Here is a 26,153-nt window from a genome sequence, read left to right on the forward strand (position 1 = left end):
TTGCACTCCGCTACTCCACTGGGTCACTCACAGGCGTCGCAATAATCGCCTTCAACTCACTGGTCATCGGGAATTCCAGGTTCAAGCCCTTGGGCGGGATCGGCTGCTCAAACCAGCGCTGGTAAATGCCGTTGATCTCCCCCGAGCTGTACAGCCCGGCCAGGGTCTCGTTGACCACCGCGAGAAACTGCGGGTCGTCCTTGCGCACCATGCAGCTGTAGATTTCCCGCGACTGTTCTTCCCCGACCACCACCCACTTGTGCGGGTCCCTCGCCTTGGCGCGCTCGCCGTAGAGCAACGCGTCATCCATGTAGAACGCCGCCGCCCGGCCGGATTGCAGCATCTGGAAGGCTTCGCCGTGGTCCTTGGCGCTGATCACCGACATGTTCAGTTTGTGATCGACGTTATAGCTCTTGAGGAACCGCTCGTTGGTGGTACCGGCGGTGGTTACCACGTTCTTGCCTTGCAGGTCGGCGAAGCTTTTGATGCCGCTGTCGTTGGCCGTCAGCAACTGGCCCTTCACGTAGATAAACCCGTAGGAAAACGCTACCTGCTTCTGCCGCTCGGCGGTCACGCCGGTGGAACCGCATTCCAAATCCACGGTGCCGTTTTGCACCAGGGCAATGCGGGTCTGGGAGGTCACCAGGTTGTACTTCACGTTGAGCTTCGGCACACCGGTTTTCTGCTGGATACGCTCGACGATCTTGTTCGCCAGCTCCACCGAATAGCCCATGGGCTTGCCGCTGTGATCCCCCACATAGGAAAACGGCACCGAGGCATCGCGGTAGCCGAGGGTGATGCTCCTGGCATTGGCGATCTTGCTCAGCGTGCCGTCCAAGGGGGCTTCGGTTGCCTGGGTCTGTGCACTCAATATCAGGGCCAGGAAGAGTATGGGGCTGCTGCGCAGCCCGACGGGGGACGAGCCCCCTCGCCACAGTTTTTGCATTGTTATTCTCCGTTTTTGTTTTAGTTATGGACGGCGCACTGCAATGACACTGATCTCGACCAGCACGTCCGGTCGTGCCAACTGCGCCTGCAACGTGGTACGCGTCGGTGCCTGCCCCGGCGATAGCCAGGCGGACCAGACTTCATTCATCGGCGCAAAACCCTCCTGGATATTGTTCAGGTAGATGGTCGCATTCAGCAGATGATCCTTGTCGCTGCCGGCCTCGGCCAGCAGCGCATCAATCCTGGCCAGCACCTGTTCGGTCTGGGTCTTTACATCACGGCCTTCGCCCGGCACCTGGCCGGACAAAAACACCAGGTCCTGAAACACCACGGCGCCAGACAAGCGGCTGTTGCTGTTGATTCGGGTGATGGTCATCGAAATATCCTCAAGCGGCTCGGGGCGCGAAGCCCTGCATATCAATGGAAGTGGTGTGCCGGCCAATCAACTCGGCCAGTACCTGGCCGCTGCCGCAAGCCAGGGTAAACCCGAGGGCGCCGTGGCCGAGGTTAAGCCACAGGTTGCTGTAGGCGCTGGCACCAATCAACGGCACGCCGGTCGGCGTGGCCGGGCGCATACCGGCCCATTCGACCGCGTGCTGGTAGTCACCGGCCAGCGGGAACGTCTCAAGGGCCTGGCGTTTAATCAGCGCCAGGCGCTTGGGTTCCAGGCGGGTGTCGAAGCCGACAATATCCACCATCGCCGCCACCCGCAGTTGCTCACCGATGCGCGCGTAGACGATCTTGCGGTCGTAATCGGTGATGCTGATGTTCGGCGCCTGATGCTGCGCGCCAATCGGCACGCTCAGGCTGTAACCCTTGAGGGGATACAGCGGCAGCGACATCCCCGGCAAGGCCAGCTCGGGGCTGCGGTGCCCGGCGGCCAGCACCAGGTGCTGCACCGGCAAGACTTCACTGCCCATTTCGATAGCCTGCACGGCGCCTGCGCGGTGACGAATCGCCGTCACCTTGCGCCCCAACAGGAACGTGCAACGCCCCGACGCTTCAAGGCGCGCCGCCAGTTGCTGGCAGAACCCATGGCAGTCGCCGACCTCCTCATTGGGCGTATAGATGCCGCCGGCAAAACTGGCGCTGTCCAGGGTCGGTTCCAGCCGTGCGCAGTCCGCCGCCGAGAGCACTTGCTGTTGCAGCGGGTCGGTCACTTTATTCAAGGCGCGTTCATAGCTGTCGAGGCTGCGAAAGGTCACCAGCTTGCCGTTGCGCCGCCAGTGGAAACCGCCCAGTTGGTCTTCTTCACGCCAGCGTTGCAGGGTGCCCTGGCTCAAGGACGCCAGGCGCAGCAGGTGGGCCGCATTGCGCTGGTTCACCGAGCCACGGCAGGCGCCCAGGAACGAGGCCATCCAGCGCCACTGCGCCGGGTCCATGCGCGGACGCAGCTTCAGCGGCGAGTCACCGCGCAGCATCCAGCCGATGGCTTGCAACGGTACGCCCTTGTCGGCCAACGGCGCGACATAGCGGTAGGACAGTTGCCCGCCGTTGGCGAAGCTGGTCTCGCTGCCCAGGGTTTCCCGGGCTTCGACCACCGTCACCTGCATGCCGGCACGCACCAGCGCGTAGGCACTCGTCAGGCCGATAACCCCGCCACCGATGATGCAAACCTGCTGAGCCATGTGCGTCCCTTAACCGTGCGATGTCAGGCTTGAAGGTTAGAGGCAGGTGACAGCGGCGGGACAATGAATAAAGATGGGTCACCCATAAACAAAGGTTATGGACTGCCCATGCGCTTGCGTCATATCGAAATCTTCCAGGCCATCCGCCAGACCGGTTCCATCAGCGCCGCCGCCCAGTTGCTGCATGTCTCGCAGCCGGCGGTGAGCAAGGTGCTGCAGCACGCCGAGTTGCAGTTGGGGTTCCCGCTGTTCCTGCGTATACGCGGCAAGCTGCAGCCAACCCCGGAAGCGCTGGCGCTGGAGCGCGAAGTCGACAAGGTCACCGAAAGCCTGCAAGGCGTGCGGCGCCTGGCACAGAACCTGCGCCGCGAGCCGGGCCAGAGCCTGCGTATCGGCGCCACACCCGCGCTGGCCTTGTCGTTGCTGCCGCCGGCCATCCGCGAATGGACCCAACGCTACCCGGACATCGCCTGCGAGCTGTCCAGCGCCCACAGCCGCGAGCTGGTGCAAAACCTGTTGATGCGTGAGGTCGACGTGGCGCTGACCCTGCAACCGCCCGATCACCCGGGCCTGACCGCCCAGGCCCTGGCCCACGGCGTGCTGGTGGCGCTGGCGCCGCAGGGTTACTGGAAGGAAAACGAGCTGGGCAAACCGTTGCCGCTGATGGCCCTGGCGGGCGCGCCGTTGATTGGCCTGTCCAGCGCCGACCCGTTGTCGGCGAAGCTGGACAGCTACCTGGAAGCGGTCGATCCACCGCCACGGGTCAGCATCGCAGTGCAGACCTATTCCCTGGCCAGGGCCATGGTCGAATCCGGCGCCGGGCTGGCGGTGATTGATCCGTTCACCGCCCTCGGCGCATCACCGGCCACTACTTGCATTCGCCCCCTTGCGCCGCCGCTGCCAATCACCTTGTACGCCCTGACCCGCGCCGACGAACCGCCGCCGCATATGCTGGCGAGCCTGTTGGAGATCTTCGGCAGCCGGGCCCAGGAGCAGTTGGACCGGCTATAACACGTACCCCATGATCGCCACGAAATGCAGCAGGCTGCCGCCAATCACGAACAAATGCCAGATCCCGTGGGAGTGCCGCAAGCGGTCCTCCAGGGCAAAGAAAATAATGCCCACGGTGTACAGCACCCCGCCCGACGCCAGCCAGGCAAAACCCGTGGGGCCCAGCGCAGCAATCAGCGGCTTGACCGCCACCAGCACGATCCAGCCCATCACGGCGTAGATCACGATCGACAGGATCCGCGCCTCGGAGCGTGGCTTGATCTCCTGCAGGATGCCGATCACCGCCAGGCCCCACACAATCCCGAACAGCGTCCAGCCCCACGGCCCGCGCAGCGTCACCAGGCAAAACGGCGTGTAACTGCCGGCAATCAGCAGGTAGATCGAAAAGTGATCCACCTTCTGCATGATCGCTTTCTTGCGCCCGCGCACGCTGTGGTACACGGTCGACGCGCTGTACAGCACCAGCAACGTGAAACCGTAAATGGCCACGCTGACAATCTTCCAGGGGCTGCCGTCCATACTGGCCACCACCAACATCCATACCGCACCCACAAAAGCCGCAACCGCCCCGAGCAAGTGGCTCCAGGCGTTGAATCGTTCCCCGTGATACATGTGTCACTCACCTCGAATAACGGTTATCACCTCGACCATTCTGACGTCACCCACCCAATATCAGGTAACAACCTTTCTTCATTTGCCCAAATACACATGCCGATGGATGATTCGCTTCATCCTGTGGGAGCTGGCTTGCCTGCGATAGCGGTGTATCAGCAGCAGATGCATGTCTGACCCACCGCTATCGCAGGCAAGCCAGCTCCTACATAAAAGCCCCTCATCGGTAACGCCCATGCCCGACCTCGAACCTGCCCAGCCCCACCCGAGTCTGTGGCAATTGTTTTACAACTTCGCCATGGTCGGCCTGTTCGGCTTTGGCGGCGTGATGCCCTGGGCGCGGCAGATGATGGTCGACCGCAGGCAGTGGGTCAGCGAACAAGGCTTCAACGAGTTGCTGACCACCGGCCAATTTTTCCCCGGGCCGAATATCGCCAACGTCGGCATCATCTACGGTCGGCGCCTGCACGGCTTGCCGGGTGCGGTTGTGACCGTGGTCGGCTTGTATCTGTTCCCCTCGCTGATCACCGTGCTGGCCGGCTTCGCCTATGCCAAATGGTGGAGCCATGACGTGGTGCAGCAGATCTTCGGCGCGGTGATGCCGATCGCCACCGGGCTGATGCTCGGCACCACCTTACGCCTGCTCAAGGCCATGCCCAGGACCCTGGCCAACTACAGCGCGTTCGTCCTGACCTTCGTGTTGATGGCGGTGCTGGTGCTGCCGTTGTGGATGGTCTTGCTGATCTGCATTCCCAGCTCGTTGGCCTTGAGCTTCATGGGCAAGCAGAAGGTGGCCGGCTGATGCAGAGCGTGCTGTTTCACCTGATGATCCAATGCGCGCTGTGGTCGCTGATGGCGATTGGCGGCAACACCGTGGCCCTGAGCGATATCCACCGCTACACCGTCACCGACATGAACTGGATCACCGACGCCCAGTTCGTCGCCTTCTTCGCCTTGTCCCAGGCCTTGCCGGGGCCCAATGGCATGTTCCTGGTATTTATCGGCCAGCAAGCCGCCGGGTTGCCCGGCGCCCTGGTGGCCCTGACCGCCAAGCTGGTGCCCTGCTCGGTGCTCACCTACTTCGGCGCCGGCTGGCTGGAAAAACACAGCAAAACCCCGTGGGTGCAGCGGGTCAAAGGCAGCCTGCTGCCGATCTCCATCGGCCTGATCCTGGCCGCCAGCTACATCCTGATGAACAGCCTGGAAAACAACGCCACCAGCCTGGTACTGACCCTGGCCAGCGCTGCCGTGGTGTATTACACAAGGCTCAACGCGATCTGGCTGATCATCCTCGGCGTAGTGTTGGGCCTGTGCAGTGCATGGCTGGGAGTGAACTGGTTTTAGGGGCACAATCGACGGCATTCGAACAAGAGTCACGCCCATGCTGATCGACGAAGAGTTCACCCTCAAGAAGCTGGAAATCTTCCTGGCGTTCATGCGCACCGGCAACCTGGCGCGGGCGGCGGCTGAATTGCAGACCAGCAACGTCAGCGTGCACCGGGCGATCCACTCCCTGGAAAACGCCCTGCGCTGCCCGCTGTTCAAGCACGAAGGGCGTAACCTCACGCCGCTGGAAAGCGCCTATGTGCTGGAAGAGCGTGCGCAGAAGCTGGTGCAGGATGTGGTCGACAGTGTGCGGGTGACCCGCGAGGCCGCCGGCTTTTCCGCCGAGCGCTTCAAGCTGGGCTCGCTGTATTCGCTGACGGTGAAGACCGTGCCGCAGTTGATCATGGGGCTGAAGATTCGCCGTAGCGAGCTGAATATCGACCTGATCCTCGGCTCGAATTTCGACCTGCTGTACAAGCTGAAGAACATGGAAGTCGACGCGATCCTGATCTCCCTCGACGAGCACGCCAACGATCCGGACTGCGAGCAGATCGCGCTGTTTTCCGACGACATCTTCCTCGCCACTCCGGCCGATTCACCCTTCGACCGCGAACAGGAAATCGACCTGGCGGACGTGCGCGACGCCACCTTCATCACCCTCACCCAAGGCTTCGCCACCCATCAGGATGGCAACCGCGTATTCAAGCAGGCAGGGTTCGAGCCGAAGGTGGCGATGCAGGTCAACGACATCTTCACCCTGCTGAGCATGGTCAGCTCGGGCGTGGGTTATGCGCTGCTGCCGGGGCGGATTGCGGCGGTGTACGAGAACCGGGTCAAGCTGATTCCCCTGCAACCGCGCTACCGTTTGCAGCAGCACATTGGCGTGGTGTTTCTGAAAGCCAAGGAGCGCGACCCGAACCTGCTCGCGCTGTTGGCAGAGTGCCGGATGTATGCGAACCGCCAAACCTGACAATGATCCCCTGTGGCGAGGGAGCTTGCTCCCGCTCGGCTGCGCAGCAGTCGTAAAATCAGCGCCCGCGTTGTTTCAGGAAGAATGCATTGGGACCGCTTCGCGCTCCAGCGGGAGCAAGCTCCCTCGCCACAAAAGCGGTCGACACCTCTCGGGTCAGCCGACAATCCCGCGCACGATGAAGTACAGCACCGACGGCCCCAGCAAACACCCAAGCCCGGTGTGAAAGGTGGCAGTCAACGCGCCATACGGCACCAGCCGCCGGTCCGTCGCCGCCAGGCCTGCCGTCACACCGCTCACCGTGCCGGCCAAACCACCGAACACCATCGCCGAGCGCGGGTTATCCAGGCCCATCCAGCGTGCCGCCATGGGCGTGCCCACCATCACCAGGATCGCCTTGATCAACCCAGTCGCGATGGACAGCGCCACCACATCCGAGCTTGCACCCAACGCCGCCCCGGTCACCGGCCCGACGATGTAAGTCACCGCGCCCGCGCCGATGGTGGTCATGCTGATCGCATCGCGATAACCAAACGCCCAGGCGATACTCGCGCCCACAATAAACGGCAGCACCGTGCCCAGCAGCAAGGCAATCGCACCAATCAAGCCGGCCTTGCGCGCCTCGGTGGCCTGTACTTCAAATGCCGTGGCCACGATGGCAAAGTCCCGCAGCATGGCACCGCCCATCAAGCCGATCCCGGAAAACAGCGCCACGTCCGCCAGGCCTTTCTGCCCGCCGGTCAAGGTGCCGCCCACCCAGGCCAGCACCAGCCCGATCACAATCGCGATGGCTGAGCCGTGGATGCGTCCGAAGGTCAGGCGCTTGGACAGCACCACCGAAATCCACATCACCACGCCGACAAATGCAAAGGCGGTGACCAAGCCGTTATTTGCCAGGCCTTTCTCGATGAGTTCCCACATATCAGCGACCTCCCGCGACAGGTGCAGCCGCAATCAGCGGCTCTTCATCGGGCAACGGTTCGCCCTTGTGCGTGCGGCTGATCAAGGCAATCGTGCAACCGCACACCACCACCGAACCAATCGCCGCCAGCACCGCCACCGGGCCGCCGTGCAGCGCGGTGACCACGTTCTGTTGCGCCGCCATCGCCACCACCACCGGGATGTACATGGCACCCCAGAAGCCGACACCCATCTCGCATTCCTTGGTCATGCCGCCGTGTTTGTGCATCCACAACCGTGCGCAGATCAGCAGGATCATCGCGATCCCCACCCCGCCCACGTTGGATTTGACTCCCAGCAACACGCCGAGCATGTCGCCCAGAATCACGCCGGCCAACATGCAGATCGCCAGCAACGCCACACCGTAAATAATCATGATGGTTGTCCTCAAAGTGCTTCATCGAAATTGTTGTTTTTGTGCTTCGAAAGCCTTGGGCGGCAATGCCGATCCGATAAAGATGAATACCGTACCTGTGGCGAGGGAGCTTGCTCCCTCGCCACAGGTCATTGGTGACCCGCTCTATCTCTTGACCGACCAGCATCAGCCTTGGTGGAGCTCTATCGGTGATGGTTTCCCTCCTCTCGCAGCAAGGCCTGCAAGGTGTCCAGGCGGGCGCCTTCGAAGGCGATGACGGTGCCTTGCTCGAACACCCGGCGCGCAAGGCCTGTAAGCACGGCACCGGGAGGCAGTTCAATATGCAGGCGCACACCGCGCTCGAAGGCGCTTTGCACGGTGCCGCGCCAGTCGACGATGCGGCACATGTTGAAGGCGAGGTCGTCGCGCAGGTGTTCGGTGTTGTGGATCGGCCGGGCGCGGGTGCTGCTCAGGTAGGTGATGCTCGGCGGTTTCAGTGTCACTTGGGCGAATGCTTCGGCCAGGGCCTCGGCGGGTTTTTCCAGCAGTACGCAATGAGACGGCACGCTGACGGCCAGGCGTTTGGCGACGCCGTTGCCGCGCACCAGATTGGCGACCGCCTTCATGGCCTCATCGCTGCCGGCGATGACCGTCTGGTTGTCGGCATTGATATTGGCCAGGTAAACCGGGGTTTGCGGGCTGTGGACCTGAGCAAGCAAGGCTTCGACGGTGGACAGGTCCGGGCCGATAAGGGCGGTCATGCCGTAGCCGTGGGGATACGCGTGTTGCATCAATTCGCCGCGCAGGCTGACGAGTTTCAACGCGTCGGCAAAGTCCAGCGAGCCGGCGATCACGGCGGCCGAATAGGCACCAATGGACAGGCCGGCGACGTAATCGGGGGTGTGTTCCAGCAAACGCGCACTGGCCACACCGGCAATCAACAGGCAGAGCTGCACGGCACGGGTCGAGGCCAGCGCTTCGGCAGAATCCAGGGTAAGCACATCCTCATTGAGGGCAGCACTGGCTTCGTCCAGCACCGCACGCGGCAATTGCTGGAGCATGCCGGGACGCTGGGCGCCCTGCCCCGGGAATGCCAGGAGGCTGCTCATGCCAAGGCCTGCCACGGGTCGAGCACCAACTGCGCGCCACCGGCATTTTTCAGCAGCACGCGACGCGAACCACCGGCCCATTCACGCAACGCGACCGCGCCAAAAGGCGTTTGCAGTTGCAGGTCCACGGCGCACACCGCCGTATCCAGTATCGCCAGCAGGTCCTCTGCATCGCTGCGTTCAAGGCGCTCGGGCGTGCGCAGAATCAAATCCAGATCGCTCTTGGCATGCAACGCTTCGACGCCGCTGGCCAACTCGAAACCCGCACTGCCGGTGACGCCCCAACTCTCTCCCGCCAGCACCGGTCGCAACTGAGCGAGGGCCTGCAACGCCGGCAAATCCCTTGGCGAGATCACACCGCGCAGGTCTTCCGGCACCACGCGCCGCTGCACCGCCGCCATCGGCATCACGGCGGCGAAGCGCTGCTCGCGCAAGCGCCCGCGTACCCCCACCGCTACCTGGCCCGGGGACGCGACGGCACGCCGCACCACCACCGGATGCCCAGCGGCCAATGCTTCCAGCACCCAGGCCGGTGCATCAGCGGGCGCATGCGCCGGGGTCATGCCCCAGAGCAAGTCGTGAGCGTTCACCATTGCTCCCGCAGCAGTTGGCGCACGTGGCTGGAGGCCGCGCGGTTAGTGGCGCCCAGGCGACCGCTCAGGTCCCGACCGCCGGCCTGCACATCCTTGATCGCCTGCACCAGGCAATCGCTGACCCGCGCCACATCTTCGGTGGTGGGCTGCTCGATCTGGCTGACCGACAAGGTCTCCCAGAGCAAGCCGAGGCTGGCATAGCTGTCGATGTCATAGGCCATCGGCGGCACGCTGGCGGCCAGGGTTTCAAGCTCTTCAACACTGCGCAGGGTTACCCGCGCCGCCGAAGCCTTGCCCATGGCATGCACCATCACGCCAGGGTCGCGCAGGGCAATCAGGCGGTTGGCCTGGTAACCATGGGCGAGGAAGGCGCCGGACATCGCCTTGCCCACCAGCAGCGCGATCACCGGGTGACCGGCCAGGCGGGCACGGGCGTAGCTGTCGGCAGCGGCGGCCAATGCCTGGTGAATGCCCAAGGCCTCTTCGCGACGACCGTAGGCCTGGCTCGGCACATCCACGATGGCAATCAGCGGACGCTTGTCGCCGGTATCGATCGCTTCATCAACCGCCTTGGCCAAGCCCCAGCCTTCCAGCAAACCAACTTCACCGTTGCGAGCGCGAGGGAAGCGGTTTTGCGGGTCGGTGACCACCGCGATAAAGCGCACTGGCTGATCACCGAGCACACCGTCGGCAACTTTCAGCGAGTTCGGCAAACCGCTCACTGGCGCTGCGTCACCGCTCAATGCGTTGAACCACTGCAAACCTCTCATGGGCGTTCTCCCTGATACAGATCGCGAACCGTCGCCGGGTCGATTTGCGGTTCGGCGTTCAGTGCGGCCAGGCGTTCCAGATAGTGATCAACCTGGCGGCTGCGCTGTTTTTCCGGCAAGCCTTGTTGCAGCAGTTCGGTGATTTGCTGCTGAATCTGCGCCACGTCGTCGGCCACATACCGGTCGGCCAAGCCGCTGTTAAAGCGTTGCTCACCGCCGGTCAGGCTCCAGATGAAGGGCCGGTCACGGGAGTCGTATTCCTCAAGCCCGGCTTCCTGTTCGATCACCTGCGGGCCGTTCAGGCCAAGGCGCGCCTCACGGGTCACCAGCAGATAACTGCACAAGCCTGCCGCGATGGACATGCCGCCAAAGCAACCGACGCTGCCCGCCACCACGCCGATCACCGGCTGGTACTGGCGCAGGTCGACAATCGCCGCATGGATATCGGCGATGGCAGCCAAGCCCAGGTTGGCTTCCTGCAAGCGCACGCCGCCGGTTTCCAGCAGCAGGATGGCGCGCGTCGGGATGCCGTTGCGGTTGTCTTCAGCAGCCAACTCCAGTGCTCCGGCCATCTTTGCGCCGCCGACTTCACCGAGACTGCCGCCCTGGAAATTGCCTTCGATGGCCGCGATGACCACCGGCAAGCCGGCGATGCTGCCCTTGGCGATCACCACGCCGTCATCTGCCTGCGGCACCACGCCCTGGCGGCTCAGCCACGGCGACATGACGCGCTGGAACGGGTCGATCAGTTCGCGATAGCTGCCCGCGTCGAGCAAGGCCTTGGCTCGTTGCCGGGCGCCGAGCTCGACGAAGCTGTGTTTGTTCAGCAAGTCAGTCATGACCGATCTCCTCGAAGCCTTGCTCCAGGCGCAAGCGCACCACGCCGGGTGTGGCGCCGAAGTCGTGGATATCGATGTTCAATGCGGGGGGTGTCTGTTCCTGGAAGATCCGTTCGAACAAATGCTGCCAACGCAGCTGCGCACCGTTCACCGAGGTCTGCACCTGGATCGTCAGGGTGCCGGCGGTGCCCGGTTCCAGCAGCACTTCGAGGTCGCCGGAGCCGACGCAACCTACCAGCGCGCGGCCCTTGGCGGGCTGCCCGGCGGGGAATTCAAAGGATAAGGTTTCCATCACAGCGCTCCGTCGAGGCGGTCGATAAACAGGCAGGCGGCCAACAGGTCGGCGGCGCCACCGGGGGAGGCATTCAGCGCCAGCAGTTGCTGGTCCAGCTCATGCAGTTGGCGGCGGCCGGCGAGGCTTGCGCTGCCGCCGGCGTCCAGTACGGCTTGGGCGCCCTGCTGCATGGCCTGCAAGCCTTCAGGACCGGCGCGGTAGAGCACGCAGGTGTCGGCCAGGTCGGTCATGATCGCCAGCAAGGCGTCGAGGCGCGCGTTCTGTTCGCCGTGCTGCTGCAGGCGGCTTTTCTTCAGTTGGGGCAGGCCGCGTTGCAGCACCGACGGGAAGCCCAATTGCGCTTCTTCGCGAGCACCGCGTGCGCCGTAGCGTTGTGCGACCTGGGCGCCGTGGCTCAGCGGTTGCGGTGCGTAACGGTCGTTGAGCAAGGCCAGGCGGGCGGCGCGCAACGTCACCGCGCTGGCAGTGCAGGATTCCGGTTGCAGTGCGGCGGCGGCGACTAACAGGCCGAGCGCCCAGATCGCGCCACGATGGGTATTAACGCCGCTGGTGGTGACGAGCATCGCCTGCTCACCTTCGCGACCGATGCGCCCGAGGGCTTCACGCAGGGGCAAACCGACTTCGCCAAATTCGACAGCGGCCTCGGCCATTTCCTTGAACGCCGGCCACAGCGACAGCGCCGAGGCGTGCATCAAGCCGAGGTGCAAATCGGTATGGGCGCCGTTGCCGCGACGGTCTACCAGGGCGGGTTTCGGCGACAGGTCTGCCTCATCGATCAACGCGTCGACGGCCATGTCGGCCAGGCGTTCGGCCAGTGTCAGGTCGTGCAGTTTGAGTGCGTGCATTTACCAGCTCCTGAACTTGGCGGGCGGGTTGTACAAGCCACTGGACCACTCCACCAGATCGGCCACGCTCTTGGCGGCCAGCAACTCGCGGGTAGCGTCGGTGCGGCGGATGCCGAGGTCTTCGGGCAGCGCGATCAGGCCTTCGCGACGCATGCGTGCGGTGTCCTTGGGGTTGTGGCGCAAGCCGATGGCGGTCACCCCGGCCACGGCGGCGATCATCGCCTGGCGCTCTTCCAGGGAGCGGGCCTTGTACAGGTAGGCGATGCCTTCTTCGGTGAGCAGGTGCGTGACGTCGTCGCCGTAGATCATGATCGGCGCCAGGGGCATGCCGCTTTTGCGGGCGACTTCCACCGCGTCGAGGGTTTCGACAAAGGTGGGTTTGCCGCCTTCCTGGAAGGTCTCGACCATCTGCACCACGAGCTTTTTGCCGCGTTCGAGCAAGGCCTCGGGAGCGTCGTCGTGGCGCATGTCGAGCCAGGCGGGTGTGCCGTGGCGGCGACCGCGCGGGTCGTGGCCCATGTTCGGCGCACCGCCAAAGCCGGCGAGGCGGCCACGGGTGACGGTGGAGGAATGCCCGTCCCCATCGACCTGCAAGGTGGCGCCGATAAACAGGTCCACCGCGTATTGGCCGGCCAGTTGGCAGAACATCCGGTTGGAACGCAGCGAGCCGTCGCGACCCGTGAAGAACACATCCGGCCGGGCGGCGATGTAGTTTTCCATGCCCAGTTCGGTGCCGAAGCAATGAACGCTTTCGACCCAGCCGCTTTCGATGGCCGGGATCAGGGTTGGGTGCGGGTTGAGGGTCCAGTTGCGACAGATCTTGCCCTTCAGGCCCAGGGATTCACCGTAGGTCGGCAGGATCAATTCGATGGCGGCGGTGTTGAAACCGATGCCATGGTTCAGCGACTGAACGTTGTGTTTTTCATAGATGCCGCGGATCGCCATCATCGCCATCAACACATGCACGGGCTTGATGTGGCGTGGATCGCGGGTGAACAGTGGTTCGATGTAGAAGGGCTTGTCAGCGACCACCACGAAATCGACCCAGCTCGCGGGGATGTCGACGCGCGGCAGGTCGGTGACGTCATCCACCAGTTGGTTGACCTGGACGATGACGATGCCATCGCTGAAGGCGGCCGGCTCGATCAGCGCGGGTGTGTCTTCGGTGCTCGGGCCGGTGTAGATATTGCCGGCGCGGTCGGCCATGAAACCGGCCGACAGGACCACGTTGGGGATCAGGTCCACCACCAGCCGTGCGTAGAGTTCGATGTAGGTGTGGATCGCGCCGATTTCCAACAGGCCGTCTTCCAGCAACTGGCTGATGCGCAGGGACTGGGTGCCGGCAAAGGAGAAATCCAGCTTGCGGGCGATGCCCTTTTCAAACAGGTCCAGGTGCTCGGAGCGGCCGACGCTGGGCATGATCATGTGCAGGTCGTGGAGCTTGGCGGGGTCGGCCTTGGCCAGGGAGCGCGAGAGGAAATCGGCCTGCTTCTGGTTGTTGCCTTCCAGAACCACGCGGTCGCCGGGGAGGATCAGGGCTTCCAGGGCTTCGACAATGCGCTCGCTGGGGAGCACGGCGCCATCGGCGAAGGATCGCACCAATGCGAGGCGGCGCTGCTTCTCATCGCGCCGCCGCGTCCAGCGCGAGTCGGGGGAAGTTGTTGTTGTCATGGTCGCTCCACGGGATTTGCTGTCGTGGGCTGTACCTTAGGAGGGTATTGGGGGGGCATCAATCAAGCTGGGCGGTGAACCGTTACGATTGGAGTAATGGTTCATTAGCAAACGCTGAGGCTCGGGCTCAACACAGTTCAAATGTGGGAGCGGGCTTGCTCGCGAATGCGGTGGGTCAGTTGATAAATCGGGTACTGACACACCGCATTCGCGAGCAAGCCCGCTCCCACATTTGCTCAGCGCTGTTCGGGAGAACGTGCGCAGAAGTCCCAAAATGGGAACGATCAGTCCCTTTTTGGGACCGATCCCACTTCGTCACATCGCCGCTGGGCTCACCTGCTCCAACGCCTGATCAACCAGTAACTGCCCCAGCTCACTCATCTGCTGAATGGCCAGCACCACGCCGCGCTGGGAACCTTCCAATTCAAAGGCCAGGTTGGAAGTCAGGGCGTTGAGTGAGGCAAAGGTTTCAGAAGCGTTGGCCAGCAGGGCTTCGGTGGATTGAGAGGGCGTGACGGTAAAGAGTGACGATGAAGCGGAAGTCGGAAAGTAATGATCCATGGCACGCTCGGCGGCGGCCTGGAGTTTGCGGTGTTCGATTTCAGCGTTGTGGGGCGGATTGGGGGTAGGTTTGAACATGATGAAACTCCTAAACAGATGAGTAAGGAGCGCCACCGTTCGCTTGCACGCGAATAAGGGTGGCGACCGTGCGCAGGTGTGCAAGACCGGGCCTGTTTAGGACACCCAGCAGGTCCGAAGACCTCCTGCGCGCAGCCGCCATAAAGCAGCGAGCACAAAAAACGCCCGTTGAATGGCTGGGCGTTTGTACGCCTAAACAGTTTCGTCGGACTTGCACGTCCGTGTCACCGTTTTTTGCGATGACGCACGAAGACTAGGCGCGATCACATGGCACAACAAGTTCATGCACAGCGCGAGAGGTTGCAGGAAAAATCCGACCGTAAAGCGCACGCCGATGCGATCGTTCCCACGCTCTGCGTGGGAATGCATCCCGTGACGCTCCGCGTCACCACAGCGCGAGACTTAAGCCTTGCATCGCCAGCTGGACGCAGAGCGTCCGAGGCTGCATTCCCACGCGGAGCGTGGGAACGATCATCAACATGTGTAGCTCAGGCCAATCCGGCCTCGACCAACAACGCCTCCAATCCCATCAAGTCCGGCACCCTGGCCACATGCTCCCCCACCTGCACCGCCGCCAACTCCAGCGGGCACAACGGCACGTCCACATAACTCAACTGGCTATCGAGCTTGTACGAACGCGGAATCCCCTGGATCACCAACGCAATAAACTTCAACGTCGGCCGTCCTCCGAGGGTGTTCAACACCACAATCCGCGCCCGCTCTCCCACCACGCCCGACTCGCCACACGCGGCCTCAAAGCTGATCAACGGCAACTGCCGATCCCGCCAGGTAACCTGCCGCAAATACCACGGCGGCGCATCACTGGCCGGTTCGCCGCGCTGGAAGTCGATCAGCTCGGCCACGGCGACGTTGGGCAACAACAGGTGACGGTCGGCCAATGGCAGCAGCAAGCCGGTGAGTTGAGTTGCGCGGTGATCAAGCACGGGACTTGCTCCAGTAAGCGATGCTTTCCAGCAGCACCGACTCTTGATAAGGCTTGCCGAGGTAGTCGTTGACGCCAATCGCCATCGCACGATCACGGTGTTTTTGCCCGGTGCGGGAGGTGATCATGATGATGGGCATGCGCATCAGCCGCGGGTCGTCGCGCACCTGGATGGCCACTTCGAAGCCGTCCATGCGCGGCATTTCGATGTCGAGCAGCATCAGGTCCGGGGTGTGCTCTTCCAGCACGGCCATGGCGTCGATGCCGTCCTTGGCGGTGAGCACGTTCATGCCGTTGCGCTCCAGCAGGCGGCTGGTGACTTTGCGCACGGTGACCGAGTCGTCCACCACCAGCACCAGCAGCGGGCGCTTTTTCAGCGGGTCGTTGAGGATCAACGGAGCGTCCGCCGCCTGGGCCGGCAACGCCGGTGGCCGGGCGCGGATATGCGCCATCAGGTCGATGATCAGCACCACGCGGCCATCGCCAAGGATGGTTGCGCCAGACACGCCCTTCACCCCGGCAAACTGCGGCCCCAGGCCCTTGACCACGATCTCCCGGGTGCCGGCCATGGCGTCCACTTGCACCGCCACGCGCCGTTCGTTGCATTGCACCAGCAGCACCGGCAGCGGCTGGTACTGGCCCAGCAGGTTCGGCCGGCCGACGGTGTGCAGCAGGTCGCCGAGGTAGAACAGTTCATAGCGTTGGCCGGCGTATTCGTAGCGCGGCGGGTCCTGCTGATAGTGCCCTTCCAGCTCATGGGGCATGACCCGCACCAGCCCTTCGATGGTGTTCAGCGGGATCGCGTATTGATCGTCGGCACACTGCACCATCATCGCCCGGTTGACCGACACGGTGAACGGCAGGCGAATGCGAAAGTGCACGCCCTCTCCCGGCGTCGAGTCGATGACCATCGAGCCGCCCAGCTGGCGCACTTCTTCATGCACCACGTCCATGCCCACGCCACGCCCGGAAATCTGGGTGATTTTTTCGGCAGTGGAAAACCCCGGTTGCAGGATGAACTGCAACACGTCGCGGTCGCTGATTTCCAGGCTGGGGTCGAGCAAGCCACGCTTGATCGCCTTGCGCCGCACAGCTTCAAGCGGCACGCCGGCGCCGTCGTCGCGCATGTCGAAAACGATGTCGCCGCCTTCGTGGGTCAGGTCAAGGGTGATGCGGCCTTTCTCGGGTTTACCGGCCAGCAATCGTGCATCGCGGGATTCCAGGCCGTGGTCGACGGCGTTGCGCAGCATGTGTTCCAGCGGCGCGACCATGCGCTCCAGCACGTTGCGGTCCATCTCGCCTTCGGCATTGCCGACGATAAATTCCACGTCCTTGCCCAGCTCGCCCGCCACCTGCCGCACGATGCGTTTAAGCCGTGGCAGCATGCGTTCGAAGGGCACCATGCGCGTGCGCATCAGGCCTTCCTGCAACTCGGTGTTGATGCGCGCCTGTTGCTGCAGCAGGTTGTGGGCGTCCTGGTTGCGGCGGTCGAGGGTTTCCTTGAGGTCGAGCAGGTCGGAAGCCGATTCGAACAAGGCCCGGGACAGTTGTTGCAACTGGGAATGGCGGTCCATTTCCAGCGGGTCGAATTCTTCGTAGCCCAGGCGTTCGGCCTCGGCCTGCTGGCGGCTGAGGATGCGGCCCTGGGTCTCGGTGTCGAGGCGGCGCAGTTGATCGCGCATACGCTCGATGGTGGTTTCCACCTCGTTGAGGGCGATGCTCGCATCGTTGACCTGCTGCTCGATACGCCCACGGAAGATCGAAGTTTCACCCGCCAGGTTGACCAGGTCATCCAGCAAGTCGGCAGAGATCTTCACCATGTCGGCGGCCGGATCGCTGGCCGGCACCGCCTCGGTTTTGGTTGCCGTCAACGCCAGCGGTGCGTCCGTCACTTCAGCCGGACGCACCAGGCTCTTGATGCGCTCGATCAGCAGGTCCACCGAGCCCACCGGCATTCCCGCCGCCACCGCATCGATCATCTGCGCCAGGCGGTCGTGGCAGCCTTGCAGCAAGGCGAACAGCTCCGCCGAGGGCGCCAGCAAACCTGCCGACAAGCCCTCATAGAGAAACTCCAGCTCATGGGCCAGGTCGCCAATCGGGCCGATCTCGACCATGCGAGCGCCGCCCTTGAGGGTGTGCAGGTCGCGCAGCAGTGTCTCGACTTCCTGGCGATTTTTCGGCTCGGCCTGCCAGCGCAACAGCGCGGCGCCGGAGCTGTCGAGGATGTCGGCGGCCTCTTCGAGAAAGATATCCAGCAGCTCGGGATCACTGCCCGGCGTCTCGACTTCGGCGGCCGCTGCGGGCGCCGCTTGTCCGGTGCCTTGGCGCAACTCACGCAAGTGGCTGATCAGGTCGGAGGAGTCGCTCAACGGTTGCTGGTGTTGCAGTTGCTCAAGCAACAGCGCCAGCCGCTCATGACTGGCCATCAACACATTGGCCAGCTCGCTGGAATAGCTGTAGCGCCGGTCCACCAAACCTTCGTAAAGGTTTTCCAGCTCAAGGGCCAGGTCGCCCACCGCGCCGATTTCAGCCATGCGCGCGCCACCCTTGAGGGTGTGCAAATCCCGCTGCAACGATGACAGCGGCGCTGCGTTATCCGGGTCCAGCAGCCAACGCTTCAAGGACTGGCCGGCGCTGTCGAGGATGTCCACCGCTTCCTCAAGGAAGATCTCGACGATTTCGTCATCCACCGCAAAACCCTGATCGAGCTTCGCCGTAGCGGCGCCCAGCTCGGAGATGCTCAGCGCGCGGCTGCCGTCGGTCTTGATCAGGCCGGTGGCGGACGGGTCGAGGCCTTCATCCAGCAGCTCGCGCAGGGCGCGTACCCGGGCCGGCGCCGCGCTGATTTCCTGGCCGGCGGCCAGTTGGTCGAGCATGTTGATCAGGGCTTCGTGGGCCTGTTCGGCCTCGTGGAAGAAGCGCTCGCTGACCGCCAGGCTGTTTTCTTCCACTGCGCCGTAGAGGTCGAGCAAGGCTTCGCACAGTTCGTCCATCGAGTGCAGGTCGGCGAGGTGCGCGCCTTCGCCGAGGGTGGTCAGTTCGTCCAGCAGCGCGCTCAGTTCCTGGCGTTCGCCGGGGTGCTGCTGCCAGCGGCGCAGCAGGCTTTCGGCGTCCAGCAGGATGTCCATGCCCTGGGCCAGGAAGTTGGCGATCAACTGCGGGTCGCGCTTGATCCGCAGGCCGGTGTTGGGCGCATTCAGCAAGGCTTCAAGCTGGCTGTTCAGCAGGTTTTGCGTGCGCTCGATCAGCCCTGCTGCACCATTGATGGCCGCGTGAGGGTCACTGTCCAACTGGCGCACGCCGCGCTGGAACAACGCCTCGGCCTCCAGCAGCAATTCGATTTCATCCAGGTCCAGCGGCAGGCGGTGGGCCTTGTATTCGCGGGTCAGGTGATCCAGCGGGCGCGCCAGTTCGGCGATGGGCAACACACCGGCCATATAGGCGCTGCCTTTGAGGGTGTGCAGTGCGCGTTGCAGTTCATCACTGACTTGCAGCGGCAGGTGCTCGGTGGCCTGTTGCAGGAAGTGGTTGAGGCTGTCGAGGTGGCTCTGGGCTTCGTTGCGGAAGATTTCCAGCAACTGCGGGTCCAGGGCGGCCGGGTCTGTGGCCGACGGTTCGACACGGCTGGCCAAGGCGTGCGCCCGCGCCGCCAGTTCGTCTACGTCATCGCGCTGGCGCTGGGCATTGTCGGCAAAATCGGTGATCAGCTCCGGCAGCAATTCCAACACGTCATCCAGCACTGCTTGCACATCCGGGCCCGGCGCGACGCTGCGCTCCAGCACGCGGTTGAGCAGGTTTTCCACGGCCCAGGCCAGCTCTGCCAACACCAGGGCGCGCACCATGCGGCCACTGCCTTTCAAGGTGTGGAAGGCGCGGCGCATTTCGCTCAGGGTGGCCTTGTCTTCCAGGCTGGCGGTGCCGGCGGGCACATAGCGATGCAGCACATCGAGGACTTCGGCGATTTCTTCGAGGAAGACTTCCCGCAGTTCATCATCGATGGCTTCTTCACCGGCGGGCGGCGGCAGCAGGCTGCCGGGACGCTGGAGTGCCGGCGGGTTGAGGCGCGAGGTGGGGCTGGCCAACGCATCGGCGAGGAACGGGGTTTGCTCCGTGGGCGTATCACCCTGCTCAAGCAGTGCCTGGCGCCAGGGTTTTTCGGCCGGCAAATAGCCCAGCGCGGCCAGGCCTTCAGCGGCGACTTCCAGCACCCGTTCGCCCGGGGCGTCGTGGTCCTGGAGCATGCGTTCCAGGTAGTACTCGAGGCTGGTGAGCACATCGGCAAAATGCTCAAGCTGCGCCTCGGAAGGCGCGGCGTCGCCGACCATCAGTTGCTCGTTGACGTAGTCATTGCAGCCACGCATCAGGCTCGCCGCGCGGGGCAGCGGAATCATCGCCAGCGCGCCGCGCACCTGGGTCAGCAACTCGGGCAGCGACTCCAGGCGCTGGATGTCCCAGTGAGCCTCGATGCAGTCGATCACCAGCTCTTTGGCCTGGGTCAGGCACTGGCAGGATTCGCGGATGACGAGGTGGTGGATCTGCGTCAGGTCGGTGGTAGGCAGGCGGCTTTCTTCGCGGCGCTCCGGCTCGACAGTGCCGACCATCCCGGCCAGCGTGGCCTCGACGTAGAGCAACGCACCGGCAACGTCCATCAATACCGCATCGTTGGGTTCGCGCTGCCCCTGGGCCAGGCCGAGTACCACCGCCAGTTGGTCGATGATCACTTTGCGCGGCTGGCCGAAGCCCAATACGGCGAGGGTATCGGCGATCTGCCGCAGCGGCGCCAGCAACGCCTCAAGGTCCGAGGCGTGCTGACGGTCGCTGCGTACGAACAGGTCCAGGCGTTCCTTGACCCGCACCAGCTCCTCGCACAACGCGCCGAGCACCGAGCCCATCGCGTCGCGGTCCGGGCCGGCCAGGCGGGCGCGTTCGGCGTCCACCACGGCGCTGTCGGGCAAAGCTTCATCGAGGCCATAACGTTCTTTCAAACTTTGCATCCGTGGAGTCGGTCGGGTGACTTTGGCGACGTAGAACAACAGGCTCTTGAGCAGCTCATCCGGGGCCGGGGTGTTGATGCCGTTGATGCCCTGGATCAGCAGGCGCTTGAGTTGCTTGTCGCAGGCCTTGAGCAAACTGCGCAACGCCGGGCTGTTGGCAACCACGCCAATGAGCATGCCTTCCACCAGCGCCGAGGTCACCTGCCACAACGGTAACAGCGGCGCACCATGGCACAGGGCTTCGAGGCGGGCGAAGACCCGCGCCATGTCTTCCAGGTTGCTGGGGCCGTGGTCTTCGCGCAGCAAACCGACCAGTGCCTGTTGCAGCATCTGCCGCCACTGGCGCAGCAGTTCGGGGAAATCCTCTGGCGTGCGCTGGGCCAGGGCGTCTTCGGGCAGCGGCGGGATCACCAGCAGTTGCGGGCTGAACAGGCTGGTTTCCGAGAGCAGGCTTTCGCCGCGCACGCTGCGCAGGTCGTTGAGCAGCGGCAGCACTACCAGGGGCAGGTCGCGCCGGGCGCTGTGTACGCGGTCGAGGTACAGCGGCAGTTGGCCAAGGCCCTGTTGCAGCAGGCGAATGCCTTCGTCGCGCTGGCTGACGCGCGCGCCTTGCAGGGCGAGGGCCAGTTGTTCCATTTCTTCAGCGAACAGGGCCGCGCCGTAGAACTCGACCATCAGCAGGCTGCCATGCACCTGATGGATGCATTCCAGGCACTGGCCGATGGCCTCGCTGCTGCTTTCTTCAACATAGGCGTCCAGCGCCGAACGGGCCTGTTTCAGGGTTTCGGCAATTTCGCCCTTGACCCATTCGAGGGCCACGTAGTCGTGCCGATCAACCATAACCGCTCCCGTCTGAATTCATGAGTTGCTGGTAGTGCTGGGTCATGCGTACACCGATCTCAAAACAAAGGAGATCAACTGTGGGAGCGGGCTTGCTCGCGAATGCGGTGGGTCAGACAAAGCGTCGGCGACTGACACACCGCATTCGCGAGCAAGCCCGCTCCCACATTTGCTTTTCGGTGTTTTCGAGGGCGCATTTCACTCATCCACCCGCTTCACCGCCGGCAAGGTGAACCCCGACACCGACCGCCGCAACTGACTGGCCATTTTTGCCAGGTTGCCGATGCTCTCGGCAGTGGCCGTAGAGCCCGACGAAGTCTGAGTGGTGATCTGCTGGATCACGTTCATCGTCAGGGAAATCTGCCCCGCCGACGACGTCTGCTGCTGCGCCGCGTTGGAGATACTCTGGATCAATGCCGCCAGGGTTTTCGACACGCCTTCGATCTCTTCCAGCGCTACCCCGGCGTCCTGGGCCAGCCGCGCACCGCGCACCACTTCGGTGGTGGTCTGCTCCATGGAAATCACGGCTTCGTTGGTATCCGTCTGGATCGCTCGCACCAGGGTTTCGATCTGTCGGGTCGCCGCTGAAGAGCGCTCAGCCAGGCGCTGTACCTCATCGGCCACCACCGCAAAACCACGCCCGGCATCACCGGCCATGCTCGCCTGGATCGCGGCGTTGAGCGCGAGGATGTTGGTCTGCTCGGCGATGTCATCGATCAGGCTGACGATGTCGCCAATTTCCTGGGACGATTCCCCCAGCCGCTTGATGCGCTTGGCGGTGTCCTGAATCTGTTCGCGGATGTTGTCCATGCCGTGGATGGTGTTGTGCACCACCTCGTTGCCCTTGTTGGCAATCTCTACCGAACGCTCGGCCACTGCCGAAGATTCGGCGGCGTTGGCCGACACCTGGTCGATGGACTGGGCCATCTGGTTGATCGCCGTAGAGGCTTCGGCAATCTGCTGTGCCTGATGCTCCGACGCTTGGGCCAGGTGCATGGCGGTGGCCTGGGTGTCCTGCACCGCACCAGCCACCTGGCCGGCAGTGAGGTTGATGGTGGCCACCAGGTCGCGCAGTTGGTCCACGGAATAGTTGATGGAGTCGGCAATGGTGCCGGTGAAGTCTTCGGTGACCGAGGCGGTGACGGTCAGGTCGCCGTCGGCCAAGTCTTCAATCTCATCCAGCAGGCGCATGATCGCGTTCTGGTTGCGCTCGTTCTTCTCGGCGGTTTCCCGCAACTGGCGGTTGGTCTCGCGGACCATCACCAGGCCGATCAGGATGATCGAGGCCAGCGCCAGCAAGCCCAGCACGTAGCCGCCGATGGTGTCGAAAGTGCGCCCGTCCGCCAGGTTTTCAAAGCCGGTGGCCAGGTGCGAGGCTTCGTCCAGCAGGGTTTGCGACAGGTTGAAGATATTGCTCGCCGAGGCGCGCACCTGGAACAGCTGCGGCGAGGTTTCGAGGATTTCGTCCACGGAGCCCGAAACGAATTCGAACAGCTCGGAAATTTCCGCCAACCGGGCGCGAGCGTCGTGGTCTTCAACCTGGGTGATGCGCAGCCCGGGATTGCCGTTGAGCATGCCGCTGAGCACCACGCCGAAACGGTTGGCATCGCGGCCGAAGGCATCGGCGGCCTGCACGGCAGTCTCGTCCCCCGCCAGCACGGTGTTCACCGCCCCCAGGATGCGTTCGGCCAGCAATGACTGGCGCTGGGCCAACGCTACCTGGCTGGCCGGTGCGCCGCGTTGCAGCAGAATATCGACAACCTTTTCCGACTCCATCTGCAACTGCGGAACGGTTTCCGCCAGGGTCGCGGCCACTTGATGCAACGACAGCACCGTTTGCTCGCTGGCCAGAATCGCATCGGCGTTTTTCAGCAGCGCTTCCCAGTCGGTCTGCACGGCGCGCATTTCTGCACGCACGGCGGTGGGTGCAGCGGGCAGGCCGGTGGCCGGGTCGCCTTTTTTCAGGTAACCCCAGCGCTGGGCAAAATCGTTGCGCGCATCCCCCAGCAGCTTGAACGCCGCCGCCTTGCCGGCGGCAGCCTCGGTGGCGTTCTTGGCGATGCGCTGGGACAGCACCCGCAGCTCACCGGCGTGGCCGATGTACTGTTTGTCGTAGGTAGACTGGGTGTTGAGGTACGCGAAGTTGGCGAACAGCAGCATGATGAACACGATCAGCGCGATAAACAGCACGATGATCTGCGAGCGGCTGCGGGAGGCTTCCTGGGGTTTGACCGGGGTGACGGTACTCATGCGGCGACATCCATGAAACCTGGAGCCTGGGCCAGGGCGAAGGGGCTGAAGACCTGCCACAGCTGGTCGCCGTCGAACTGGCCCTGGATAAACGGCGCGCCGCCTGCGGTGCTCGTCGACAACGCGTCTTGTGCGAAATGCTGCATGCCCACCACCTCGTCCACCAACAGGCCGACAAACACGTCCTGATACTCCACAACCAGCACCCGCCGTTGTTTGCGCGCCACCGACAGCTCAAGGCCAAGGAAACCGCCCAGGTCCATCACCGGCAGCAAGCGCCCGCGCAGGTTGGCCACGCCCTTGATCCACGGCTTGACCCCGGGCATCAAGGTACAGCGCGGTTCGTGCAGCACTTCCGCCACCTCGCCCATGGGCGCCACGTACCAGTGTTCGCCCAGGCGAAACCCGATCCCGCTCCAGCTGAGCAGCCGGGTTTCCTGGGACGGCAGGTCGGCAGCCAGCAAGCGGCAGCGGCGGTCGATGTCCAGCAGCAGCTCGAAGGCGGTTTGCGACTCGGTCATGGGAACGTGCCGTCAGCCGGCCAGCACCTTGTTCAGGGTAGCGATCAGGGTTTCTTCGTCCACGGGCTTGGTCAGGTAATCCTTGGCGCCCTGGCGCTCGCCCCAGATCTTGTCGGTTTCCTGATCCTTGGTGGTGATGATGATCACCGGGATGTGGCTGGTCTCGGCATCTTTGGTCAACTGACGGGTGGCCTGGAAGCCATTGAGGCCCGGCATCACGATATCCATCAGCACCGCATCCGGCTTTTCCTGACGGGCCAGCGCAACGCCATCGCCGCCGTTCTGGGCCTTGAGGACGGTGTGACCGTGCTTTTCGAGCATTTCGGTCAGTTTGTACATTTCAGTCGGCGAATCGTCGACGATCAGAACACGTGCCATGGTTTTCCCCACTTATCTAGTAGACGCAAGCCCTCGTGGGGCCCCCGTCAGTGTGCTTGTTCTACTGCGGCGAAGCCCGGTACATAGGCCTTGATCGCGCTCAGCAGTTCTTCCTTGCTGAAAGGCTTGGTCAAAAACTGATCAGAGCCGACGATGCGCCCCTTGGCCTTGTCGAACAGACCATCCTTGGAGGACAGCATGATTACCGGGATCGACTTGAACGCCGGGTTGTTCTTCACCAGCGCGCAGGTCTGATAGCCATCCAGGCGCGGCATCATGATGTCGACAAAGATAATGTGTGGATGATGGTCAACAATCTTGGCCAGGGCATCGAAACCGTCGATGGCCGTGATGACATCGCACCCTACGTTCTTCAACAGTGTTTCGGCCGTGCGGCGAATCGTTTTCGAATCGTCGATCACCATCACTTTCAAGGCGTTGGAATGCTGTTCCATATCTGCTCTACCATCGCCACAGCGAATAGGTTTTCGGTGTGTACTGCCTGATGTTGCACAGGACGAGCGCCAAAAGCCTCGGAATTCAAGGGCTGATGTGCCATGGCAGCCTTTTTAGCACAGTCTCAGAACGCAATCTATCGGCCGACCCGCGTGGTGGTTTTTCCTTGACCCACAACAGCCGCAGCGCCACTCTGACGCCACTTTTATGCGCCCTTATTTGCTAGAGGAAATCCCCCATGAGCGTTCGCGTCGGCATTGTCATGGACCCTATCGCCAGCATTTCCTATAAAAAGGACAGCTCGCTGGCCATGCTGCTGGCCGCCCAGGCCCGCGGCTGGAGCCTGTTCTATATGGAGCAGCCGGACCTTTACCAGGGCGACGGTGAAGCGCGGGCGCGGATGCGTCCCCTGCAGGTGTTTGCCAACCCCGAGAAGTGGTTCGAGCTGCAAGACGAAATCGACAGCCCCCTGAGCGACCTCGACGTGATCCTGATGCGCAAGGATCCGCCGTTCGACATGGAGTTCGTCTACTCCACCTACCTGCTGGAGCAGGCCGAGCGCGCGGGCGTGCTGATCGTCAACAAGCCCCAGAGCCTGCGCGACTGCAATGAAAAGCTGTTCGCCACGCTGTTCCCGCAATGCACGCCGCCGACCGTGGTCAGCCGCCGCGCCGATGTGCTGCGCGAATTCGCCGCCAAGCACGGCGATGTGATCCTCAAGCCGCTGGACGGCATGGGCGGTACCTCGATCTTCCGCCACCGCGCCGGCGACCCGAACCTGTCGGTGATCCTGGAGACCCTGACTGCGCTGGGCACCCAGCAGATCATGGGCCAGGCCTACATTCCGGCGATCAAGGACGGCGACAAGCGCATCCTGATGATCGACGGCGAGCCGGTGCCTTACTGCCTGGCGCGCATTCCGGCCGCCGGCGAGACCCGCGGCAACCTGGCCGCCGGTGGCCGGGGTGAAGCCCGCCCGCTGACGGACAAGGATCGCTGGATTGCAGCCCAAGTCGGCCCGACCCTGCGCGAAAAAGGCCTGCTGTTCGTAGGACTGGACGTAATCGGCGAGAACCTCACCGAAATCAACGTCACCAGCCCGACCTGTATTCGCGAGATCGACAACGCATTTGGCACGAACATCGGCGAAATGCTGATGGCTGCGATTGCCGCCAAGCTACAAGCCAAGTGACATAGAAC

General features: G+C 63.3%; 25 protein-coding genes. 5 read left to right on the forward strand and 20 right to left on the reverse strand.

Annotated elements, in window-relative coordinates:
• Positions 1-10 precede the first annotated feature (10 nt).
• From HX807_RS13795 to HX807_RS13805, 3 genes are read right to left on the reverse strand one after another with little or no spacing between them, the layout of a single operon-like run.
• The gene (locus HX807_RS13795; protein ID WP_008434107.1) at positions 11-946 is read right to left on the reverse strand and encodes a transporter substrate-binding domain-containing protein; all 936 of its coding nucleotides are present in this window, start codon (positions 944-946) and stop codon (positions 11-13) included.
• Positions 947-970: 24 nt separating this feature from the next.
• Positions 971-1,324: a RidA family protein gene (locus tag HX807_RS13800; RefSeq protein WP_008434109.1), complete on the reverse strand. Its 354-nt coding sequence runs from the start codon at positions 1,322-1,324 to the stop codon at positions 971-973.
• Positions 1,325-1,334: 10 nt separating this feature from the next.
• Positions 1,335-2,576 (reverse strand): D-amino acid dehydrogenase, encoded by a 1,242-nt coding sequence (locus tag HX807_RS13805; RefSeq protein ID WP_177050251.1) that lies wholly within the window; start codon positions 2,574-2,576, stop codon positions 1,335-1,337.
• A gap of 108 nt (positions 2,577-2,684) precedes the next feature.
• Here HX807_RS13805 and HX807_RS13810 point away from each other — a divergent pair, with 108 nt between their 5' ends.
• The gene (locus HX807_RS13810) at positions 2,685-3,587 is read left to right on the forward strand and encodes a LysR family transcriptional regulator (protein ID WP_003216829.1); all 903 of its coding nucleotides are present in this window, start codon (positions 2,685-2,687) and stop codon (positions 3,585-3,587) included.
• Here HX807_RS13810 and HX807_RS13815 read toward each other — a convergent pair.
• Positions 3,582-4,199 (reverse strand): hemolysin III family protein, encoded by a 618-nt coding sequence (locus tag HX807_RS13815; RefSeq protein ID WP_017476494.1) that lies wholly within the window; start codon positions 4,197-4,199, stop codon positions 3,582-3,584. The genes HX807_RS13810 and HX807_RS13815 overlap by 6 nt on opposite strands.
• Before the next feature lie 235 nt (positions 4,200-4,434).
• Here HX807_RS13815 and HX807_RS13820 point away from each other — a divergent pair, with 235 nt between their 5' ends.
• Genes HX807_RS13820 through HX807_RS13830 form a run of 3 tightly spaced genes read left to right on the forward strand, consistent with a single transcriptional unit; the run spans position 4,435 to position 6,495 of the window.
• Positions 4,435-5,001 carry a chromate transporter gene (locus tag HX807_RS13820; protein WP_003216826.1) on the forward strand — a complete coding sequence of 189 codons (567 nt, stop codon included), beginning with the start codon at positions 4,435-4,437 and terminating at the stop codon, positions 4,999-5,001.
• Complete coding sequence (locus HX807_RS13825; RefSeq protein ID WP_087693236.1) at positions 5,001-5,543, forward strand: chromate transporter; 543 nt, start codon at positions 5,001-5,003, stop codon at positions 5,541-5,543. The genes HX807_RS13820 and HX807_RS13825 overlap by 1 nt, the downstream gene beginning before the upstream one ends.
• A gap of 37 nt (positions 5,544-5,580) precedes the next feature.
• The gene (locus tag HX807_RS13830; protein WP_003216822.1) at positions 5,581-6,495 is read left to right on the forward strand and encodes a LysR substrate-binding domain-containing protein; all 915 of its coding nucleotides are present in this window, start codon (positions 5,581-5,583) and stop codon (positions 6,493-6,495) included.
• A 156-nt stretch (positions 6,496-6,651) separates the two neighbouring features.
• Here HX807_RS13830 and madM read toward each other — a convergent pair whose 3' ends face one another.
• From madM to pilG, 16 genes are all read right to left on the reverse strand, one after another.
• Positions 6,652-7,416, reverse strand: a complete 765-nt coding sequence (madM, locus tag HX807_RS13835) for a malonate transporter subunit MadM (protein WP_003216820.1) — start codon at positions 7,414-7,416, stop codon at positions 6,652-6,654.
• A gap of 1 nt (position 7,417) precedes the next feature.
• On the reverse strand, positions 7,418-7,831 hold the full coding sequence (madL, locus tag HX807_RS13840) for a malonate transporter subunit MadL (RefSeq protein ID WP_003216818.1): 414 nt from the start codon (positions 7,829-7,831) through the stop codon (positions 7,418-7,420).
• A gap of 182 nt (positions 7,832-8,013) precedes the next feature.
• On the reverse strand, positions 8,014-8,919 hold the full coding sequence (mdcH, locus tag HX807_RS13845) for a malonate decarboxylase subunit epsilon (protein WP_177050253.1): 906 nt from the start codon (positions 8,917-8,919) through the stop codon (positions 8,014-8,016).
• Entirely contained in the window at positions 8,916-9,512 is a 597-nt protein-coding gene (locus HX807_RS13850; RefSeq protein ID WP_102604129.1) for a malonate decarboxylase holo-ACP synthase, read from the reverse strand. The genes mdcH and HX807_RS13850 overlap by 4 nt, the downstream gene beginning before the upstream one ends.
• Positions 9,506-10,282, reverse strand: coding sequence for a biotin-independent malonate decarboxylase subunit gamma (mdcE, locus tag HX807_RS13855; protein ID WP_102604128.1), 777 nt, complete (start codon positions 10,280-10,282; stop codon positions 9,506-9,508). The genes HX807_RS13850 and mdcE overlap by 7 nt, the downstream gene beginning before the upstream one ends.
• Positions 10,279-11,121 (reverse strand): biotin-independent malonate decarboxylase subunit beta, encoded by an 843-nt coding sequence (locus HX807_RS13860; protein WP_177050255.1) that lies wholly within the window; start codon positions 11,119-11,121, stop codon positions 10,279-10,281. Before HX807_RS13860 ends, mdcE begins: the two co-directional genes overlap by 4 nt.
• Entirely contained in the window at positions 11,114-11,413 is a 300-nt protein-coding gene (locus HX807_RS13865; protein WP_003216806.1) for a malonate decarboxylase subunit delta, read from the reverse strand. Before HX807_RS13865 ends, HX807_RS13860 begins: the two co-directional genes overlap by 8 nt.
• Positions 11,413-12,261 carry a triphosphoribosyl-dephospho-CoA synthase gene (locus HX807_RS13870; RefSeq protein ID WP_008434131.1) on the reverse strand — a complete coding sequence of 283 codons (849 nt, stop codon included), beginning with the start codon at positions 12,259-12,261 and terminating at the stop codon, positions 11,413-11,415. Before HX807_RS13870 ends, HX807_RS13865 begins: the two co-directional genes overlap by 1 nt.
• The gene (mdcA, locus tag HX807_RS13875) at positions 12,262-13,932 is read right to left on the reverse strand and encodes a malonate decarboxylase subunit alpha (protein WP_177050257.1); all 1,671 of its coding nucleotides are present in this window, start codon (positions 13,930-13,932) and stop codon (positions 12,262-12,264) included.
• Between the two features lie 315 nt (positions 13,933-14,247).
• Positions 14,248-14,571: a DUF6124 family protein gene (locus HX807_RS13880; RefSeq protein WP_102604127.1), complete on the reverse strand. Its 324-nt coding sequence runs from the start codon at positions 14,569-14,571 to the stop codon at positions 14,248-14,250.
• A gap of 488 nt (positions 14,572-15,059) precedes the next feature.
• A complete protein-coding gene (locus tag HX807_RS13885; RefSeq protein WP_003213725.1) occupies positions 15,060-15,515 on the reverse strand; it encodes a chemotaxis protein CheW in 456 nt (151 codons plus the stop codon).
• On the reverse strand, positions 15,508-21,348 hold the full coding sequence (locus HX807_RS13890; RefSeq protein ID WP_177050260.1) for an Hpt domain-containing protein: 5,841 nt from the start codon (positions 21,346-21,348) through the stop codon (positions 15,508-15,510). Before HX807_RS13890 ends, HX807_RS13885 begins: the two co-directional genes overlap by 8 nt.
• A gap of 198 nt (positions 21,349-21,546) precedes the next feature.
• The gene (locus HX807_RS13895) at positions 21,547-23,598 is read right to left on the reverse strand and encodes a methyl-accepting chemotaxis protein (RefSeq protein ID WP_177050262.1); all 2,052 of its coding nucleotides are present in this window, start codon (positions 23,596-23,598) and stop codon (positions 21,547-21,549) included.
• The gene (locus tag HX807_RS13900) at positions 23,595-24,119 is read right to left on the reverse strand and encodes a chemotaxis protein CheW (protein WP_003213731.1); all 525 of its coding nucleotides are present in this window, start codon (positions 24,117-24,119) and stop codon (positions 23,595-23,597) included. Before HX807_RS13900 ends, HX807_RS13895 begins: the two co-directional genes overlap by 4 nt.
• A 12-nt stretch (positions 24,120-24,131) precedes the next feature.
• Positions 24,132-24,497: a twitching motility response regulator PilH gene (gene pilH / locus HX807_RS13905; RefSeq protein ID WP_003213734.1), complete on the reverse strand. Its 366-nt coding sequence runs from the start codon at positions 24,495-24,497 to the stop codon at positions 24,132-24,134.
• Between the two features lie 47 nt (positions 24,498-24,544).
• Complete coding sequence (pilG, locus tag HX807_RS13910; protein WP_003213736.1) at positions 24,545-24,952, reverse strand: twitching motility response regulator PilG; 408 nt, start codon at positions 24,950-24,952, stop codon at positions 24,545-24,547.
• Positions 24,953-25,191: 239 nt separating this feature from the next.
• Here pilG and gshB point away from each other — a divergent pair, with 239 nt between their 5' ends.
• Positions 25,192-26,145: a glutathione synthase gene (gene gshB, locus HX807_RS13915; protein WP_003213738.1), complete on the forward strand. Its 954-nt coding sequence runs from the start codon at positions 25,192-25,194 to the stop codon at positions 26,143-26,145.
• Positions 26,146-26,153: the final 8 nt, after the last annotated feature.

This window comes from Pseudomonas sp. D8002 (assembly GCF_013385695.1).
Lineage (GTDB): Bacteria > Pseudomonadota > Gammaproteobacteria > Pseudomonadales > Pseudomonadaceae > Aquipseudomonas.